This is a genomic window from Amycolatopsis silviterrae (genome assembly GCF_042684085.1).
Lineage (GTDB): Bacteria > Actinomycetota > Actinomycetes > Mycobacteriales > Pseudonocardiaceae > Amycolatopsis > Amycolatopsis silviterrae.
In genome coordinates this window covers 259,052-277,987 of sequence record NZ_JBHUKS010000006.1, presented here as the reverse complement: position 1 = coordinate 277,987, position 18,936 = coordinate 259,052, and the positions used below count along the sequence as shown (strand labels likewise).

At 71.8% G+C, this 18,936-nt stretch carries 2 protein-coding genes (1 of these 2 running past the window's edge); both read right to left on the bottom strand.

Going from position 1 to position 18,936, the window contains the following annotated elements; all coding sequences use genetic code 11:
* Positions 1 to 9,128, bottom strand: partial view of a type I polyketide synthase gene (locus tag ACFSVL_RS10320; protein WP_378302832.1) — the 5' portion only. 8,638 nt of this gene lie to the left of the window's left edge; 9,128 of the gene's 17,766 nt are visible here — the first part of the coding sequence; the start codon lies at positions 9,126 to 9,128; the stop codon falls past the left edge of the window.
* Positions 9,125 to 18,862: a type I polyketide synthase gene (locus ACFSVL_RS10315; RefSeq protein ID WP_449224371.1), complete on the bottom strand. Its 9,738-nt coding sequence runs from the start codon at positions 18,860 to 18,862 to the stop codon at positions 9,125 to 9,127. The genes ACFSVL_RS10320 and ACFSVL_RS10315 overlap by 4 nt, the downstream gene beginning before the upstream one ends.
* Positions 18,863 to 18,936: the final 74 nt, after the last annotated feature.

Here is an 18,936-nt window from a genome sequence, read left to right as displayed (position 1 = left end):
TGGGTGTGCTCGCCGCCGTAAGCGGCCAGCAGCGCCTGCGCCTCGATCGGATCGCCCAGCCGGGTCCCGGTGCCGTGTCCCTCGACCACGTCCACATCGGACGCGGAAAGTCCGGCGTTGGCCAGCGCCTGGCGGATCACGCGCTGCTGGGACGGACCGTTGGGAGCGGTCAGCCCGTTCGACGCGCCGTCCTGGTTCAGCGCCGAGCCGGCCACCAGCGCGAGCACCTGGTGCCCGTTGCGGCGTGCGTCGGACAGCCGCTCCAGCACCACCAGGCCCGCGCCTTCCGACCAGCCGGTGCCGTCCGCGTCCGCGCCGTAGGCCCGGCACCGGCCGTCCGGGGAGTTCGCGCGCAGCCGGCTGTACTCGACGTACAGCTCGGGCGACGCCATCACCGCCACCCCGCCGGCCAGCGCGAGCGAGCACTCGCCCGTTCGCAGCGCCTGCGCCGCGAGATGCATGGAGACCAGGGATGACGAGCACGCCGTGTCCACGGTGACGGCGGGGCCCTCGAAGCCGAACTCGTAGGCGACCCGGCCCGACGCGATGCTGCCGGCGCTGCCGTTGCCCAGGTAGCCCTCGAATTCCTCGGGTTTGGTGTGCAGCCGCGAGTTGTAGTCGTGGTACATCAGCCCGACGAACACGCCGGTCGGGCCGCCGCGCAGCGAGGTGGGATCGATGCCCGCGTTTTCCAAGGACTCCCAGGCGGTTTCCAGCAGCAGCCGCTGCTGCGGGTCGATCGTGATCGCCTCGCGCGGCGAGATGCCGAAGAACCCGGGATCGAACTGGTCGGCGTCGTGCAGGAAGCCGCCCTCGCGGGTGTAGGTGGTCCCGTAGTGCTCGGGGTCCGGGTGGTAGAGCCCGTCCAGGTTCCAGCCCCGGTTGGTCGGGAACGCGCCGATCACGTCCCGTCCCTCGGCGACCACGTCCCAGAGGTCGTCGGGCGAGCTGATCCCGCCCGGGAAGCGGCAGGCCATGCCCACGATCGCGATCGGGTCCTCCGCAGCCTGGACCGCTGTCAGGCGGACGGCTGGCGTGGCCGCTCCGCCGCCGATCTCGTTCCGCACGAACTCGATCAGGGCGTCCGGGGAGGGGTAGTCGAAGATCAACGTGGCCGGGAGCCGGAGCCCGGTCGCCGCGTTGAGCTGGTTGCGCAGCTCTACCGCGGTCAGCGAGTCGAAGCCCAGTGCGGTGAAGGGCTGCCGGTCGTCGATCGCGGTGCCCGGGGAGTGTCCGAGCACGGCCGCGACTTGGGTGTGCACCAGTTCGGCGACGGCCTGATCGCGCTCCGCCGGTTCCAGTGCGGCCAGGCCCGCGACGGCCCGGCCCGCTTCGACGACCCGCCGCACCGGACGGCGCACCAGCCCGCGCAGCAGTCCCGGGACCTCGGAAAGACCGGCGAAGTCGAACGGAGCGGCGACGATGCGGCCCTGCCTGCGGACGGCCGCGTCGAACAGGGCGAGACCGAAGTCGTTGTCCAGCGGGCGAATACCGGTGCGGGCCATCCGGGCCCGGTCCTGGGTGCCGAGGTGGCTGCCCATTCCGCTGGCCTCGGCCCACCAGCCCCAGGCGATCGACACCGCGGGCAGGCCCAGCCGCCGCCGGTGTTCGGCCAGTTCGTCGGAGAACGCGTTGGCCGCCGCGTAGTTCGCCTGGCCGGCCGCGCCGAACGCCGCCGCGGCCGAGGAGAACAGCACGAACGCCGACAGCTCCGCGTCCTGGGTGGCCTCGTGCAGATGCCAGGCACCGTCCACTTTGGGCCGCAGCACCGCGTCGACCCGGTCGGGGGTCAGGGAGCCCACAGTGGCGTCGTCGAGCACGCCCGCGCAGTGCACCACCGCGCTGAGCTGGACCGAGCCGACTAGGTCCATTACCTCGTCTCGCACGGCCAGGTCGCACGCGGCCATCCGCACCGAGGCACCCGCCGCAGACAGCCGCTCGACCAGCTCGCTCGCCCCGGGAGCGGACGGACCGCGCCGCGACACCAACAGCAGCTGGCGCACGCCGCATTCGGTCACGAGGTGCTCGGCCACCAGCCCGGCCAGCACTCCGGAAGCGCCGGTCAGCAGCACGGTTCCGTTGCCCCACACCGATAACGGCTCATCGCGCTGCGGCTCGGCTTTGGTCAGCCGGGGCGACCACAGCCGTCCGTCCCGGACCGACACCTCCGGTTCGTCCGACTCGATCGCAGCCAGGACAAGCGAATCCGAGTCGGCGGACGCCTGCTCGACGAGCACCACCCGGTCCGGGTTCTCCGACTGCGCGGAGCGCACCAGACCGCCCACCGCCGCGCCCACGAGCCCGCCGCTGGTCACCACGACCAGCCGCGACTGCTCCCACCGGGCGTCGGCGAACCAGTCCTGCAGCACTCCCAGCGTGCTGTTCACCGCGGTGTGCACCGATTCCACCGTCGGCTGGCCGTCGGGAACGCGCAGCGCCACCACCTCGGGCAGCGGTGCGCCGAGGGCGGCCAGGCCGGACGGCGTGACCCAGCTGATCCGTCCTTCGGCGCTCGAACCGGTCTCGGCCGGTCCGCAGTCGACCCAGTCCAGCTCGAACAGCGCGTCGCCGGGCGCGGTGCCAGCGTCGCGCAGCTGCTCGGCGGACACCTCACGGGCGACCAGCGAGTCGACCCGGAGCACCGGACGGCCGGTGGTGTCGAACCCGTCGACCGACCACGAGGACGGGCCCGCCGTCGAGAACACGAGCCGCAAAGCCGTTGCACCCGAGGCGAAGAGCCGCACTCCGGACCACAGGAAGGGTGCCCGCACGCCGGAGTCGAGCTGGTCCACAGCGAGGCTGTGCTGGCCGGTGTCCAGGAGGGCCGGGTGCAGGCCGAACCGCGCCGCGTCGAGCCCCTCGGGCAGCTCCGCCTCGGCGAAGACCTGCTCCCCCTTCCGCCAGGCCCGGCGCAGTCCGGTAAAGGCGGGGCCGTAGTGGTAACCGAGCGCGGCGAGCCGCTCGTACGATCCGGCGACGTCCAGTTCGGTCGCTCCGGTCGGCGGCCAGGTCAAGCCGGTCGGCTCCGGCTCGGGTTCGTCGCTGGGCACCGCGCTCGCCTGCGCGTGCCGCGTCCACGAAGAGCCGGGTTCCGCTGGCCGCGAGTAGATCTCGATGGTGCGGCGGCCGTCTCCGTCGAGAGGGCCGACGAGAACCTGGATCACAACGTCGTGCTGGCTCGGCAGGATGAGCGGCGCTTCGAGGGTCAGCTCCTCCAACTGGTCGAGGCCCGCTTCGTCGGCCGCGCGGATCGCCAGTTCCAGGAACGCCGTGCCGGGCAGCAGCGGCTGGTCGAAGAGCGCGTGGTCGGCGAGCCACGGGTGCGCGTGCCGCGTGATCCGGCTGGTGAACAGGAATCCGGCGTCGCCTGCGAGCGCCGTCTTGGCACCGAGCAGCGGGTGGTCGGCTTGTTCGAGGCCGCTGGCGGCCAGGTTGCCTGGTGCGGACGCGGTCGGCCAGTAGCGCTGCCGTTGGAAGGCGTAGGTCGGCAGGTCGACCCGCCGAGCGCCAGCGAAGGCGTCGGACCAGTCCACGGTGAGCCCGGCCTGCCACGCGGCGGCGACCGAGCGAAGGAACCTGTCCGAGTCGTTCTCGCCGCGGCGGAGGGTCGCCAACACGGTCACGTCGACGCCGCGTTCCTCGGCGGTCTCCTGGATCGACGGGCCCAGCAGCGAGTGCGGGGCCACCTCCAGCAGCACGCGGTACTCGTCGGCCAGCAGGACGGCGGCGGTGTCGTGGAACCGCACCGGCTGCACGAGGTTGGTCAGCCAGTACCGGCCGTCCAGTTCGGTGCCTTCCACCCGGCGGGCGAGCGTCGTGGAGTAGTACGGCACCGAAGCGGTGGCCGGGCGAATGTCGTTCAGCAGCGCCAAAAGCTCGTCCTCGACCACTGCCATGTGCGGGGAGTGCGTCGGGTAGTCCATCGGGATGGGACGCGCGCGGACTCCGGCCGCCTCGTACTCGGCCCGCAGCGCGGCCACCCGGTCGGCCGGGCCGGTCAGCACGACGGAGCGCGGGCCGTTGATCGCGGTGACGTGCACGTCGGTCTGTCGTTCGACCTGCTCGGCTGGCAGGCCGACCCAGAGCGTCGCGTACCCGCTCATCCGGCCGGACACGCGCGCTCGCGCGGTCAGGACCCGGGCTGCGTCGTCGAGGGTGAGGATCCCGGCGATGTGCGCGGCCGCGACCTCCCCCACCGAGTGCGCGATCACCGCGGCGGGCACGACGCCTCGGGAGATCCAGAGCCGGGCCAGCGAAACCATGACCGCGAACAGCGTCGACTGGACCTCTTCAGCGGCATCGAGTTCGGAGGCCAGCAGATCGCGCAGGGTGCGGCCGTCCCAGTCCGCGTAGGGGGCCAGCGCCGCCTCGCACTCCGCCATGGCGGCGGCGAAGACCGGCGAGGAGTCCCACAGCTGCAACGCCATCCCGGCGTACTGGCCGCCCTGTCCCGGGAACACGAACACCGGGTCGGTGCCGGAGCTGACCGGTCCGGCGACCGGCGTGGTGCCCGCCGCCAGACCGTCCAATCCGGACAGCAGTTCGGTGGCGTCGGTGCCGAGCACCACGGCCCGGTGCTCCAGCGAAGAGCGGGCGCTGGCCAAGGAGAACGCCACGTCGGCCAGCTCCGCCGGGCCGGTCTCCCCCAGCGCCAGAAGGTGTTCGCGCAACCGCTCCGCCTGACCGCGCAGCGCCGCTTCGCCACGGCCGCTGAGCGGCAGTGCCAGCACGCGCGGCGAGTCGGATCGGTCCGTTGGTGCGTCGGCGGATTCCGGTGCCTGCTCCACGATGACGTGCGCGTTGGTCCCGCTCGCGCCGAACGACGACACCGCCGCCCGCCGGGGCCGTCCGGTCTCCGGCCACGGCTGGGCGTCGCCGAGCAGCCGGACCTGTCCGCTCTCCCAGTCGACGTGCTCGGAGGGCCGGTCCGCGTGCAGGGTCCGGGGCAGCAGGCCGTGCCGGATCGCGAGGATCATCTTGATCACGCTGCCGACCCCGGCGCCCGCCTGGGTGTGGCCGATGTTGGACTTGAGCGAGCCCAGCCAGAGCGGGGGGCTCTCCTCCCGGTCCCGGCCGTAGACCTGTTGCAGCGCCTTGATTTCGATCGGGTCGCCGAGCACCGTGCCGGTGCCGTGCCCGTCCACGGCGTCCACGTCGCCGGGGCGGAGGCCGGCGTTGGCCAGCGCCCGCCGGACGACCCGTTGCTGGGCAAGGCCGTTGGGCGCGGTGAGGCCGTTGGAGGCGCCGTCCTGGTTGATCGCCGAGCCGCGGAGCACGGCCAGCACGGGGTGGCCGTGCTGGCGGGCGGCGGAAAGCCGCTCCAGCACCAGCAGGCCGGCGCCCTCGGCGAAACCGGTCCCGTCGGCGCCCGCGCCGAACGCCTTGCACCGGCCGTCGGCGGACAGCCCTTGTTTGTCGAACTCCTGCAGGTCGACCGGGGTGGCCATGACAGTGGCCCCGCCGGCCAGCGCCAGCTCGCATTCCCCGGACCGCAGCGCCTGCGCGGCCAGGTGCATCGCCACCAGCGACGACGAACAAGCCGTGTCGACCGTCAGCGCGGGCCCTTCCAAGCCGAACTGGTAGGAGACCCGCCCGGCGAGCACCGCGGCGGAGGTCCCGGTGAGCAGGTAGCCGTCGGCCAGCTCGGCGCTGCCGCGGAGCAGGTCCGCGTAGTCCTGGTCGCTGGTGCCCGCGAACACGCCGGTTTGACTGCCGCGCAACGACTTCGGGTCGATCCCGGCCCGCTCCAGCGCTTCCCAGGTCAGTTCCAGCAGCAGCCGCTGCTGCGGGTCCATCGAGGCCGCCTCGCGCGGCGAGATGCCGAAGAACCCCGCGTCGAACTGCGCCACGTCGTCGAGGAAGCCGCCGCCGCGCACGTGCGTGGCGCCTTGACGGGTCGAATCCGGGTGCAGCAACGTGTCGAGGTCCCAGCCCCGGTCGGTCGGCAGCCCGGACACCGCGTCGCGCCCGCGGTCCACCAGGTCCCAGAGCTGGTGCGGCGAGCTGACGCCGCCCGGGTAGCGGCAGGCCATGCCGACCACGACGATCGGGTCGGCCGCGGACGCGGCGGCTGCGGTCGAGCCGGATTCCTCCTCGGCCGTGCCGGTCACCAGGCCGGTCAGGTACGCCGTCAGGGCAGCGGGCGTGGGGTAATCGAAGGCCAGCGTGCCGGGCAGCTGGAGATCGAGCGCCGAGTTCAGCCGGTCCCGCAGCTCCACCGCCGCGAGCGAGCTGAAGCCCAGGTCCTGGAAGGTGCGTTCGGCGTCGACCGCGGCTGGTGAATCGTGGCCCAGCACCAAGGCGATCGACGTCCGCACCAGGTCGCTCATGACCCGGCGCTGGTCCACGACGGCCAGCACGTCCGCGGCGGTGGTCTCCGGCTCGGGTGCGGGCGGGGCCGGGGCGACGGAGCCGTCGCGCGGCAGCCAGTGCCGATGCGGTTGGAAGGCGTAGGTCGGCAGGTCGACCCGCTGGCCCTCCTCAGGGAACAGCTCCGCCCAGCTCACCGCGCCGCCGCCGGCGAAGATGCGGCTGGTCGCGGCGAGCAGGGCGACTGCCTCGGGCCGGTCGCGGCGGGAGGCGGCCACAGCGGTCACCCGGCGGTCGCCGGGCAGGCATTCCCGGATCATGGCCGAGAGCACCGCGTCCGGTCCCAGTTCCAGGAACTGGGTGACGCCGCGCTCGTGCAGGGCGGCCACACTGTCGGCGAAGCGGACTTGCTCGCGGGCCTGCCGGACCCAGTACTCGGGCTCGCCGAGCGCGGCTGCGACGTCCACAGTGGACACCACCGGGATTTCGGGCGTGCCGAAGGAAAGCCCGGCGACGACGGCCCGGAAGTCCTCGAGCATCGGGTCCATCAGGTGCGAGTGGAACGCGTGACTGGTCGCGAGCCGGCGGGTCCGGTGGCCGGCGGCGGTCAGCTGGGCCACGACCTCGGCGACCGGTCCCTCCTCCCCGGACAGCACCACCGAACTGGGGCTGTTCACCGCCGCCACGGACACTCCGTCCGCGACCAGCGGGGCCACCACGTCCGGGGCGGCGTTCACCGCGACCATGACGCCGCCCGCCGGCAGCGCCTGCATCAACCGGCCGCGCGCCACGACCAGGCGAGCGGCGTCGGCGAGGGACAGCACGCCGGACACGTGCGCGGCGCTGATCTCGCCGATCGAGTGCCCGGCGACGAAGTCCGGGCGGATGCCCCACGACCGGACGAGCCGGAACAGGGCGACCTCGAAGGCGAACAGCGCCGGCTGGGCGAATTCGGTGCGGTCCAGCGCCGGGCCGCCGTCGGCCATCAGCTCGCGCAGCGACCGGCCCAGCAGCCCGTCGACCACACCGCAGACCTCGTCCAGCGCCGCGTCGAACACCGGGTACCGCTCCGCCAGCTCTCGCCCCATCGCGGCGCGTTGGGCGCCCTGACCGGTGAAGACGATCGCCAGCCGGCCTTCCGCGGCCCGGCCGACGTGCACCGCGGCGCTGTCTGTGCCGTCGGCCAGTGCGGACAGACCGGCCAGCAGGGCCTCCCGGCCCTCGGCGACTACCACCGCGCGGTCGGCCAGCATGGCGCGGGAAGTGACCAGGCTTCGCCCGAGGTCGGCCAGCTCCAGTTCCGGGTGCTGCTCAACGAAGGAGCGCAGCTTCTCGCCCTGGCCGCGCAGCCCGGCGGTGCCCCGGCCGGTCACCACGAACGGCCACGGACCGGTGCCAGCCCGCCGCATCGGCTCGGCCGCGACCGGGGTCTCGGGGGCCTGTTCCAGGATGACGTGGGCGTTGGTGCCGCTGATCCCGAACGACGACACCGCCGCGCGCCGGGGCTGGCCGCGGTCGGGCCACGGCCGCGAGTCGGCGAGGAGCCGGACCGTGCCCGCCGACCAGTCCACATGGGATGTCGGCCGCTGGGCGTGCAGCGTCCTGGGCAGCTCCCCGTGGAGCATCGCCATGACCATCTTGATCACGCCGCCGACGCCAGCCGCCGCCTGCGGGTGCCCGATGTTCGACTTCAGCGAGCCGATCCACAGCGGCGTTTCCGCCGTCCGCTCCCGGCCGTAGGCGGCCAGCAGCGCGCGGGCCTCGATCGGGTCGCCGAGCCGGGTGCCGGTGCCGTGCGCCTCGACCGCGTCGATGTCCGTCGAGGACACGCCGGCGTTGGCCAGCGCGGCCCGGATCACCTCGCGCTGGGCCGTGCCGTTCGGCGCGGTGAGGCCGTTGGAGGCGCCGTCCTGGTTGAGCGCGGATCCGGTCATGAGCGCCAGCACCTGGTGGCCGTTGCGCTGGGCGTCGGACAGGCGCTCGACCACGAGCACGCCCGCGCCTTCGCCCCAGCCCATGCCGTCGGCCTCGTCGCCGAAGGCCTTGCACCGGCCGTCCGGGGCGATCCCGCGCTGCCGGGCGAACTCGATCAGCGAAGCCGGGCCCGACATGATCGTCGCCCCGCCGGCCAGCGCGAGCGAGCACTCCCCCGAGCGCAGCGCCTGGGCCGCCAAGTGCAGCGCGACCAGCGACGAGGAGCACGCCGTGTCCACGGTGACCGCGGGCCCTTGCAGGCCGAGCGTGTAGGACAGCCGTCCGGAGACGACGCTGGCGATGTTGCCGGTGAGGACGTAGCCCTCGTAGGACGACGGCACCGTGCGCTGCGAGATGTAGTCCTGGTAGCTGACGCCGACGTACACGCCGGTCTTGCTTCCGCGTACCGCGTCGGCGCTGATTCCCGCTCGTTCCAGCGCTTCCCAGGAGGTCTCCAGCAGCAGCCGCTGATGCGGGTCCATCACGGTCGCCTCGCGCGGGGGGATGCCGAAGAACTCGTGGTCGAACCGGTCCGGCGACCGCAGGAAACCGCCGCCGCGGGAGTACGTCCGGCCCGTCTTCGCGGGGTCGGGATCGTAGAGTTCGCCCAGGTTCCAGCCGCGGTTCTCCGGGAAGCCGGTCACCGCGTCGGTGCCGTCGGCGACGAGCTGCCACAGGGCTTCGGGGCTGTCGGCGTCGCCCGGGAAGCGGCAGGCCATGCCGACGATGGCGATCGGCTCGCGGTTCCGCGCCTCGGTTTCGCCGAGCCGCTGCCGGATGCGCTCGTTCTCCTTGAGCGCGGTGCGCAGCGCGTCGACGAGTTCGTTCATGGACGGGGTGGTCATGAGGTCGGTCCCTCCGACTGGTCGCTCGCATCGGTTCGGCCGTATGCGGCGCGGATGAGATCAGCGGTGTCCATCGAGTCGATCTCGCTGGGGGGCACGGCGTCGTTCTCGCTCTCCTCGGTGTCCTCGGTGTCCTCGCCGAACAGCTCGGAATGCACGAGTTCGGCGACCGCGGCGGGCGTCGGGCAGTCGAAGACCAGCGTGGCGGGCAGTGGCACGCCGGTCGCCGCGGTGAGCCGGTTTCGGAGCCGCACGGCGGTGAGCGAGTCGAAACCGATCTCCTGGAAGCTGCGCCTTGACTCGACCGCGCCGAGGTCGGGGTAGCCGAGCACGGCCGCCACCGTGGACCGGACGAGTTCGGTCAGCGAATACCTCCGCTCGGCGGCGGGCAGGCCGTCGAGCCGCTCGCGCAGGTCGGTGTCGGCTGGCTGCTCGGCCTTCGCGGGGAGCAGTTCTTCGAGCAGCGAGACCGATCGGGTGCCGATCAGCTCGGCGGCGAACGAGGACCATTCGACGTCCGCCACGACCACGGCCGTCTCGTCGCGGTCGAGCACCTGGTCCATGACTTCGACGGCGTCGCGGGGAGCCATCGCGCGCACGCCACGGGCGGCGAGGCGTTGCTCCACTCCGTCGCGGTCGGCCAGCCCTGCGCCTTGCCAGAGTCCCCAGGCGATGGACGTCCCGGTCAGGCCGAGGGCCCGGCGGTGCGCGGCGAGTGCGTCCAGCGAGCTGTTCGCGGCGGCGTAGTTGGCTTGCCCAGCCGGGCCCGCCGTGCCGACGAAGGAGGAGAACAGGACGAAGTCGGCGAGGTTGTGGTCCCTTGTCAGCTCGTGCAGGTGCCAGGCAGCGGCCACCTTCGGGCGGAACACTCGCTCGAAGCGTTCCGGGGTGAGCCGGTCGATGATGCCGTCGTCGAGCACACCCGCGGTGTGCACGACTGTGGTCAGCGGATGCTCTGCGGGCCAGTTGGCCAACAGCTTGGCGAGCTGTGCCCGGTCGGCTGCGTCGCAGGCGACCACCGACACCGAAGCGCCCTGTTCGGTCAGCTCGGCGGCCAGTTCGGCTGCGCCGGGGGCGGCCGGGCCGCGACGGCTGGCCAGCACCAGGTGCCGGGTGCCGCGCCGGACGAGCCAGCGCGCCGCCTCCGCCCCGAGCGCGCCGGTGCCGCCGGTGACTAGCGCGCTGCGTTCGATCGGCTCACGCACCCGAGGCGCGGGTGCCGTGGCTCGCGTCAGCCTGCGGCAGAAGACCGCGCCGTCCCGCACCGCCAGCTCGCTCTCCTCATCGCCGAGCGCTTCGGCCAGCGCGGCGAGGTCCGTGTGGCCGACCTCGCGCGGCAGGTCGATGACGCCGCCCCACCGGTCGGGTTGCTCCAGCCCCGCGTGCCGGGCGAATCCCCACAGCGCAGCTTGCCGTGGCTGGGAAACGGGATCGCCCGGGCGGACTGCGACCGCATCCTGGGTCACGCACCAGATCGGAGTCGACAGGCCCGCCTGCACCAACGCGAGCGTGCGGGAAAGGCCAGCTGGCACGGATGCGGTGTCGGCCGTATCCATGGCCAGCAACGACAACACGCTCTCGGCCCGTTGGCCGTCCAGCTGATGACGGAGCGTCTCGGCATCTGTTCCTCGGGGCACCGCTATCCGGCTGACCTCGGCTCCCCGGGCGATCAGCGCCGCGATGGCCGGGTCGAGCCACGACGGCGCATCGACCTCCGCCGGTACCACGACTAGCCATCGGCCGGTGAGCGGTCGGCTCGGGTTTTCGGTGGGACGCCAGGTGACGCGGTACTGCCAGTCGGCCAGCGTCGTCTGCTGCTGGCTGCGCTCGCGCCACGACGACAGGGCCGGAAGCACGGCGCTCAGCGAAGACCGGCCTGCCTCGTCGGAGATGGCCAGTGCCGTGGTCAGCCCTTCGAGGTCGCCTTGGTCGACCATTTTCCAGAACCGGGCGTCGGTTTCGGTGCCAGTGGGTTTACGGGGCTCGATCCAGTAATGGGTGTGCTGGAAGGCGTAGGTGGGCAACCGCACCGGTTGCGCGCCCGAGGGGAACAGGCTGGACCACCGCACGGCGACGCCGCCCGCGTATGCCTCGGCGGCGTTGCGCAGGAATTCCCTTGCGCCGCCGTGGCCGCGCCGCAGCGAGCCGACCGTCGTGACCGAGGTCGCCTTGGCGTCGGCGAGTTCCTGGATCGCGTTGACGAGCACTGGGTGCGCGCCCACTTCGTGGAACGCCCGGTGCCCGTCGCCGAGCAGCTGCTCGACCACGTCCTCGAAACGCACCATCTCGCGCAGATTCCGGTACCAGTAGCCAGCATCCAGCTCCCGGCCGCGCAGCACCGACCCGGTGACCGTCGAGTAGAACGGAACCGTGCCGTCAGAGCACTCGACCGCGCCCAGCGTGTCGGCCAGTTCGGCCTGAATTTCTTCAACCACCGCGGAATGCGACGCGTAGTTGATCGGCACGCGCCGGACCCGCGCTCCCTCGGACTCCCAGACCGCGAGGAAGCGATCCAGCTCGGGGGTGGGTCCGGAGACCACTGTGGACAGTGGGCCGTTCACCGCGGCGACGCCGAGCTGTGGGTAGTCAGCCAGGCGTGCGCGCACCTCGTTCACGGCCCGGTTCACCCAGCCCATGCCGCCGTGGTTCTCCAACTGCCGAAGCACCCGAGAGCGCAGAGCCACGACGCGCGCGCCCTCGTTCAGGGACAACGCTTCCGCCGCCACCGCGGCGGCGAACTCTCCCTGGGAATGCCCGACGACCGCCGAGGGCCGGACGCCGAGTGCCGCCCAGAGACGGGACAACGCGACGCCGACCGCGAACGCCGCTGGCTGCACGACGTCGTCCCGGCCCAGGCTCGGCGCGCCGGGGGCTCCGGCGAGCACGTCCCGCAGCGAGAAACCGTCCCAGTCGACGTACGGCGCCAGGGCTTTGTCGCAGGTCTCCATCAGCTCCGCGAAGGTCGGGCTGCTCTCCCACAGCTCGATGCCCATCCCGAGCCATTGGCTGCCCTGCCCGGGGAACACGAAAACCGGGCCGGCGTGGCCGGTTTCGCCGGTTCCCGCCGCCACGAGGGCCGAGCTGTCCGCTTGACCGGCCGCGATCGCGTCCAGGCCCGCCAGCAGTTCGTCGCGGTGCTCGGCGATGATCACGGCTCGGTGGGAGTGCGAGGACTCGCGTTTCGCCAGTGCCGCGCCGAAACTGGCGAGGTCCGGCGAGTCGGCCAGCACGGCCCGTAAGCGGGCTGCCTGATCGGCCAACGCCGCCGATCCCCGGCCCGAGACGGGGAAAGCGGCTACGCCGAGCTGTGTCACCGCGTCCGCCTGCTGCGCCGCGGGCGGCTCCGGTGCCTGTTCGAGGATGACGTGCGCGTTCGTTCCGCTGATGCCGAAGGAAGAAACGCCAGCGCGGCGCGGTCGACCGGTCGTCGGCCAGTCTTGGTTGTCGTCGAGCAGGGCAACGGCACCCTGCGACCAGTCGATGAACGGCGAGGGTTGCTTGGCGTGCAAGGTTTTCGGCAGGACGCCGTGCCGCAGCGCCAGCACCATCTTGATGACGCCGCCGACCCCGGCGGCGGCCTGGGTGTGCCCGATGTTCGACTTCAACGACCCCAGCCACAGCGGCGATTCGGCCGGATGTGCCTGCCCGTAGGTGGCCAGCAGTGCCTGCGCCTCGATCGGGTCGCCCAGCCGGGTGCCGGTGCCATGTCCCTCGACCGCGTCGACGTCAGCCGCCGTCAGCGCGGCGCTGGCCAGCGCCTGGCGGATCACTCGCTGCTGGGAGGGCCCGTTCGGCGCGGTCAGGCCGTTCGACGCGCCGTCCGAGTTCACCGCGGAGCCTTTCAGCACCGCGAGTACTTCGTGGCCTTGCCGGCGCGCGTCCGACAAGCGTTCGAGCACCACGAGGCCGGCACCCTCGGCCCAGCCGGTGCCGTCCGCGTCTGCGCCGAACGCGCGGCAGCGGCCGTCCGGGGACAAAGCCCGCTGGTGGCCGAAATCGACGAACGTCATCGGAGTGGACATCACCGTGACCCCGCCCGCCAGCGCGAGCGAACACTCCCCCGATCGCAGTGCTTGTGCGGCCAAGTGCAGTGCCACCAGCGACGACGAGCACGCGGTGTCGACCGAGACGGCGGGCCCCTCCAGGCCGAACTGGTACGCCACCCGGCCGGAGAGCACGCTGCCCGCGCTGCCGGTCAGGACCGCTCCGCTGAGGTCGTCCGGCACGAGGTCCAGCGGCGGGGCGTAGTCGTGGTACATGACGCCGGAGAACACGCCGGTTGGGGTGCCGCGCAACGACTCCGCGTCGATACCCGCACGCTCGAACGCTTCCCACGCCACCTCCAGCAGCAACCGCTGCTGCGGGTCCATGGCCGTCGCCTCACGGGGTGAAATGCCGAAGAACCCGGCATCGAACTCGCCCGCGTCATGCAGAAAACCGCCACCACGCGCGTACGTCGTTCCTGGGTGATCCGGATCGGAGTGATACAGGCCCGCCACATCCCAGCCACGCGACTCCGGGAAACCGGTGATGCCGTCTCCGCCTTCAATAACCAGGTTCCACAAGTCCTCCGGAGAACTCACTCCGCCCGGGTAACGGCACGCCATTCCGACGATCACCACTGGATCGTCCTCTGGCGGCTTGGTCGTTTTCGGTGTCTCGCTGCTCGTGTACTCGCCGCGCAAGTGGTCGGCCAGGGCACGCGGGGTCGGGTGGTCGAAGACGGCGGTGGCGGACAACCGCAATCCGGTGGCCGCGTTGAGCCGGTTGCGCAGCTCGACGGCGGTGAGCGAGTCGAGCCCGGATTCCTTGAAGGTGCGGTCGATGCCGATCGAGTCGCGCCCGTCGTAACCGAGGACTCGGCCTGCCTCTGTGCGCACCAGTTCCAGCAGTCGCGCGGGCCGGGCAGGCGCGTCCTCGCGGTCTCGCCGGGGTGTGATCAGTTCGCGGAGCAGCGGGTGCACGTTTTCGCTTGCCGAAGCGGTGTCCAGCTTCAGTGGCACCAGCAGAGGTTCGCTCCGCCGGATGGCGGCGTCGAAGAGGGCGAGTCCCTCGGTCTCGGACAACGTCGCTACTCCGGACCGGGCCATCCGGTTGAGGTCTCCGGCGCTGAGGGCCGCAGCCATTCCGCCCTGCTGGTCCCACATTCCCCACGCCAGCGATGTGGCCGGGAGTCCTTGCCGGGCACGGTGGCGGGCGAGTGCGTCGAGGTAGGTGTTGGCGGCGGCGTAGTTGGCCTGGCCCGCCGCGCCGATCAGGCCGGAAATCGAGGAATACAGCACGAATGCCGACAGGGGCAGGTCTTCGGTGAGTTCGTGGAGGTTCTTGGCTGCCAACGCCTTCGGGCCCATCACTGCGTCGAGGCGTTCCGGACTCAGCTCCGTGAAGACTCCGTCGTCGAGCACGCCAGCGGTGTGGACCACGGCGGTGAGGGGGCGATCGGCAGGGAGGTCGCGAAGCAATGCGGCGAGCGCGTTGCGGTCAGCGACGTCGCAGGCTTCGGCGCGCACTTCCACGCCGAGCGCGGTCAGGTCGGCCACCAAGGCGCGCGCCTCGGGCGTGGCGGGGCCGCTGCGGCTCACCAGCAGCAGGCTCGTCACCCCGTGCGCGGTGGCCAGGTGCCGGGCGAGCAACCGGCCAAGCCTGCCGAACGCACCGGTCACCAGCACGGTTCCGCGCTCCGGCAGCGGCTTCTCCGCTGCGTCGGGTTCCAATCGGGTGAGACGCGGGACTCGAGCGCCCTCGGCGGACAGCGCGAGTTGCGGCTCCCCCGTGGCCACCGCGGCGGCGAGCCGGTCGGCCCCCGCGTTGCCCGGCGCTACGTCGACGAGCACGATGCGGCCGGGGTGCTCGGACTGCGCGGACCGCAGGAGGCCCCAGACCGGCGCCTGGTCGAGATCACCGTCGGTGGTGACGACGACCAGCTGCGCGTCGGCCATCGTCTCGTCGGATAGCCAGTCCTGTGCCAGCCGCAGCATGTGGTGTACGCCGGAGTCCGCGACGGTGAGCACCTTGGCCGGCTTCGGCGCCCCCGCCGCCACTGCGGCCCGCAGCGAGGCGAGGTCGGCGTACCTGCGTTCGACGGCTACCGGCGGGTGCGGGTCCTGTCCCACCATCGCCCAGTCGTCGGTGCCGGGATGAGTGCCGATCTCCGTGGGCGGCCACGACACCTGGAACAGCGCGGCCTCGCCTTGCTCCGTCGGCGCGGCGGGCCTCAGGACCAGGGAGTCGATCGTCACGACCGGGTTGCCGTCGTGGTCGGCGAGCAGCAGGGCCACCGAGTCGGCGCCGGTTTTCTGAATACGGGCCCGCACCGCCGTCGGGACCGCGGTGTGCACGGTGACGCCGCTCCACGCGAACGGCACCAAGGTCTCGTCCGCGGTCTCGAACAGGCCAACCAGTGCGGCCTGGACTGCGGCGTCCAGGAGCGCGGGATGCGGGTCGAACCACTCGTCGCCGGATTCCGCCGCGATGTCGGCGAAGACCACGTCGGCGCCGCGGTGGATGGTGCGGAGTCCGCGGAAGGCTGGTCCGTAGTCGTATCCCCGGCGGGCGAGTTCCGCGTAGGCGGTGGTGATGTCGATGGGCTGGGCGTCGGGATCGGCGGTCCACTCGGGTGCTGATCCAGCCGGTGAGGCGAGGACGCCGTCCGCGTGCCGGGTCCAGGTGCCGTCTTCCGCTCGGGACAGCACGCGCAGCGCACGGCGACCGGTGCCGTCCGGTGCGTCGACTGCCAGCTGGAGCCGGGTTTCGCCGCGCTCCGGCACGGCCAGCGGGGTGTGTACGACGAGTTCTTCCACCACACCGGCACCGGTTCGCCGGGCGGCGTGCAAGGCCAGGGCGAGGAAGCCGGTTCCGGGCAGAATCGGGGCACCCGACACCACGTGGTCGGCCAGCCATGGCTGTTCGTCCAGGGACAGCACGAGGGTGTTGGCCGGGGCATCCAGCCAGTAGTGCTGGTGCTGGAAGGCGTAAGTGGGCAGTTCGGTGCGGTGGGCGCCGGTCCCGGTGAAGACCTCCGGCCAGTTGACGGGTACTCCGGCGGTGAACAAGCCGCCCAGCCCGGTCAGTGCCGATTCGACCTCGTCGCGGCCGTGTCGCAGGCTGGGGACGGCCGTGATGTCGTGGCCGTCCAGGCATTCCCGGATCAGCCCGGTGAGGACGGCGTCCGGACCCAGTTCGACGAACCGGGTCACGCCGCTCTCGTGCAGCTTCCCGACCGTGTCGGCGAATCGGACCGTGTCACGCACGTGCCGCACCCAATACTCCGGGTCCGCTATCGCCTCGTTCACCGTCTCGATCTGGGGCGGCCGGAACGTCAAGCCCGTGACCACGGCGCGGAAGTCATCCAGCATCGGCTCCATCAACGACGAATGGAACGCGTGGCTCACTGCCAGCCGCTTCGTCCGGAAACCCGTCAGCCGTCCGACTACCCGCTCCACCGCGGACTCGGTCCCGGAGATCACCACCGACGTCGGGCTGTTCACCGCGGCGATCGACACGTCCTGCCCGGCCACCAGTGGTGCGACCACGTCCTCGCCAGCGGCGACCGCGACCATCACCCCGGGCGCGAGCGCCTGCATCAACCGGCCCCGGGCGGTAACCAGCCGACAGGCGTCCTCCAGCGACAGCACCCCGGACACGTGAGCCGCCGCGATCTCGCCGACCGAGTGGCCGGTCACAAAGTCCGGGACCACGCCCCACGACTCGAACAACCTGAACAGCGCCACCTCAACGGCGAACAAGGCAGGCTGCGCGAACTCCGTCCGGTCCAAACCGGCGGCATCAACCGCACGCACCGACGGATCCAGAAACCCGCACACCTCGTCATAAGCCGCCGCGAACACCGGAAACCGGCCATACAACTGCTGGCCCATCCCGACCCGCTGCGAACCCTGACCGGTGAACACCACCGCCAACCGGCCCTCAACCACCACCGGATCCGCAACGGCCGACAAACGATCCAGCAACTGCTCTCGCCCGGAAGCGACCACCACCGCTCGATGCTCGTGAACGGTGCGATCAGTCACCAGCGAATACGCCAGATCCGTCAGCACCAGGTCGGGCCGCTCCAGCACATGCGACCGCAACCGGGCCGCCTGACCGCGCAACGCACCGATCCCGCGAGCCGAGAGCACAAACGGCAGGACCGAAGATTCCGGTGTCCGCGTCACCGAGGGTTCGTCGGCTGGCTGCTCCAGAATGACGTGCGCGTTCGTTCCGCTGATGCCGAAGGAGGACACTCCCGCCCGCCGGGGCCGTCCGGCATCCGGCCATTCCCGGGATTGGCTCAGCAACGCCACCCCGCCCGACGACCAGTCCACTTCGGTCGAGGGGTCCTCCGCGAACAGGGTTTTCGGCAGCACCCGGTGCCGCAGCGCCAGCACCATCTTGATGACCCCGGCGACGCCCGCCGCCGCCTGCGGATGTCCGATGTTCGACTTCACCGACCCGAGCCACAGGGGCGCGCTGTCGGTGTGCTCGCGCCCGTAGGTCGCCAGCAGGGCCTGGGCTTCGATCGGGTCGCCGAGCCGGGTGCCCGTGCCGTGGCCCTCCACCGCGTCGACGTCGGCGGCCCGCAGCCCGGCACTGGCCAACGCCTGCCGGATCACCCGCTGCTGCGACGGGCCGTTGGGTGCCGTGAGCCCGTTCGAAGCCCCGTCCTGGTTCACGGCCGAGCCCGCCAGCACCGCGAGCACCCGGTGCCCGTTGCGCCGCGCGTCGGACAGCCGTTCCAGCACCAGCAATCCGACGCCTTCGGACCAGCCCGTGCCGTCCGCGCCCGCGCCGAATGACCGGCACCGGCCGTCCGGGGACAACCCGCGCTGGCGCGCGAACTCGGTGAGGATCATGGGGGTGGCCATGACCGTGGCACCGCCGGCCAGTGCCAGCTCGCATTCCCCGGACCGCAAAGCCTGCGCCGCCAGGTGCAGCGCGACCAGCGATGACGAGCATGCGGTGTCGACCGTGATCGCGGGTCCTTCGAAGCCGAACTGGTACGCGATCCGCCCGGAGAGAACGCCGGGGGTCGTGCCGGTCAGCAGGTATCCGCTGGCGTCCGGTCCGGCAGTGCCGTATCCGTGCGGGGTGGCTCCCACCAGCACGCCGGTTTGGCTGCCGCGCAACGACTCCGCGTCGATACCCGCGCGCTCGAACGCTTCCCACGCCACCTCCAGCAGCAACCGCTGCTGCGGATCCATGGCCGCCGCCTCACGCGGCGAAATCCCGAAGAACCCGGCATCGAAGTCACCCGCGTCATGCAAAAACCCGCCACCACGCGCATACGTCGTCCCCGGATGATCCGGATCGGCGTGATACAGACCCGCCACATCCCAGCCACGCGACTCCGGAAAACCGGAAATACCCTCCCCGCCTTCGACAACCAGGTCCCACAGATCCTCCGGAGAACCCACCCCGCCCGGGTAACGGCATGCCATTCCGACGATCACCACGGGATCGTCAGCGTCGGCAATCGGCACGGCGTGGTCTCGTACGTCGGCGTCTTTACCGGACACCACTGATCGCAGGTGCTCGATGAGGACAGCGGGAGTGGGGTAATCGAAGATCACCGAACTCGGCAGGGGGATGTTCAGGGCGTGCGAGAGCCGGTCCCGCAGTTCGGCGGACATCAGGGAATCGAAGCCCAGGTCCCGGAAAGTCCGGTCGAGGGCGATCTCGCCGCTGCCGAGCGTGGCGGTGATCTGCGAGCGGGCCAGCTCCGGCAAGTCGCGCACCGGAGCCTTCTCGTCGTCCAGCTTCATGCCCAGCCAGTAGCGCTGGCGTTGGAAGGCGTAAGTGGGCAGTTCGG